This is a genomic window from Bacillus sp. LR_5, from assembly GCF_042709275.1.
Window position 1 is genome coordinate 1 of the sequence record NZ_JAVAXX010000540.1, and the last position, 1,961, is coordinate 1,961.

A 1,961-nucleotide genomic window follows, 5' to 3' on the forward strand; every position below is an offset into this window, starting at 1 on the left:
AATTGCTAGAATATATAGGTACTGCAAGCATTGCTGCATCTGATCTTGTTCAGAAAAAAGCCTTATTTCTTATTGGAAATAAGGCTTTTTATGATTAGATGTCAAGATTTTTAACGTATCTCGCATTCGCTTCTATGAAGTTTCGGCGCGGTTCTACTTTGTCGCCCATAAGCATTTCAAAAGTCTCATCCGCATCCATTGCATCTTCAAGAGTTACCTGAAGAAGTGTTCTGGAGCTAGGATCCATGGTTGTCTCCCATAGCTGGGTGGCATTCATTTCACCAAGACCTTTGTAACGCTGCAGTCCAGGCTTAGGCGTTTGAGGAAGAGTTTTTAACAGCTCTTCAAGCTCCTTGTCATTGTACGCATATTCAACGCGTTTCCCCTGTTGAACCTTGTAGAGCGGCGGCTGCGCAATGTACACGTAGCCATTTTCGATAATTTGGCGCATATATCTGTAAAAGAACGTTAACAGCAGTGTTCTGATGTGCGCGCCGTCAACATCGGCATCTGTCATAATGACAACTTTGTGGTAACGGGCTTTCTCAAGGTTGAAGTCTTCCCCAATACCTGTGCCGAGCGCTGTGATCATAGAGCGAACTTCGTTGTTAGAAAGGATTTTATCCAGTCTGGCCTTTTCAACGTTTAGGATTTTACCTCTAAGCGGCAAAATGGCTTGGAAATGTCTGTCGCGTCCTTGTTTAGCAGATCCTCCGGCAGAGTCACCCTCTACGATATATAACTCGGAAATGCTCGGATCTTTTGAAGAGCAGTCCGCTAACTTACCGGGCAAGTTTGAAATTTCCAAAGCACTCTTACGACGTGTTAGTTCACGGGCTTTTTTCGCAGCCATTCTTGCTCTTGCCGCCATTAAGCCTTTATCGACAATTTTTTTGGCTGCATCTGGATTTTCCAGCATAAATGTTTCCATCGCCGTAGAAAATAACGTATCGGTGATCGTCCGTGCTTCTGAGTTGCCCAGCTTTGTTTTCGTTTGGCCCTCAAACTGCGGATCAGGGTGTTTGATTGAAATAATCGCTGTCAGCCCTTCCCTTACGTCATCTCCGCTTAGGTTTGGATCATTTTCTTTAATAAGCCCTTTTTTTCTGGCGTAATCGTTGATAACACGAGTCAGGCCCGTTTTGAAGCCAGCTTCATGGGTACCGCCTTCGTACGTGTTAATGTTGTTTGTAAACGAGTAAATGTTGCTTGTGTAGCTGTCATTGTATTGCAAAGCCACTTCAACCGTAATGCCGTCCTTTTCGCCTTCAATGTAAATCGGCTCTTCATGGACAACCTCTTTAGAGCGGTTTAAATACTCTACATAACTTTTAATTCCGCCTTCGTAATGGTATTCATTTTTGCGCTCTTGTCCTTCACGTTTATCTTCAATCGTGATGTTTACGCCCTTTGTTAAAAAGGCTAATTCACGCACGCGGTTGGCAAGCAGATCGTAATCATACTCGGTTGTTTCCGAGAAAATTTCAGGGTCCGGGACAAAATGTGTCGTCGTTCCTGTATGATCCGTTTCGCCAATGATTTCAAGGTCTGTAACCGGAACTCCGCGTTTATAGGTTTGGCGGTGAATTTTACCGTCACGGTGAACCGTCACATCAAGCTCTGTTGATAGTGCGTTTACGACCGACGCACCTACACCGTGTAATCCTCCGGATACTTTATAGCCGCTTCCGTCAAATTTTCCTCCGGCATGAAGCACCGTCATAATGACTTCTACCGCAGGACGGCCCATTTTTTCATGAATACCGACTGGAATACCGCGGCCATTATCTACAACCGTGATACTGTTGTCTTTTTCGATTTGGATATTGATATCCGTACAATAACCGGCGAGGGCTTCGTCAATACTATTGTCGACAATTTCCCATACCAGGTGGTGAAGGCCTTTGCTGTTTGTCGAACCGATATACATCCCCGGTCTTTTACGAACAGCTTCCAATCCT

The 1,961-nt window shown here is 44.7% G+C and carries 1 protein-coding gene; it reads right to left on the minus strand.

Annotated features, from left to right (window positions below; all coding sequences use genetic code 11):
* Positions 1–94 precede the first annotated feature (94 nt).
* Positions 95–1,961: DNA topoisomerase (ATP-hydrolyzing) subunit B (gene gyrB, locus RAC86_RS38220; protein ID WP_377886910.1), on the minus strand; the 1,867-nt coding region annotated here is incomplete at its 5' end.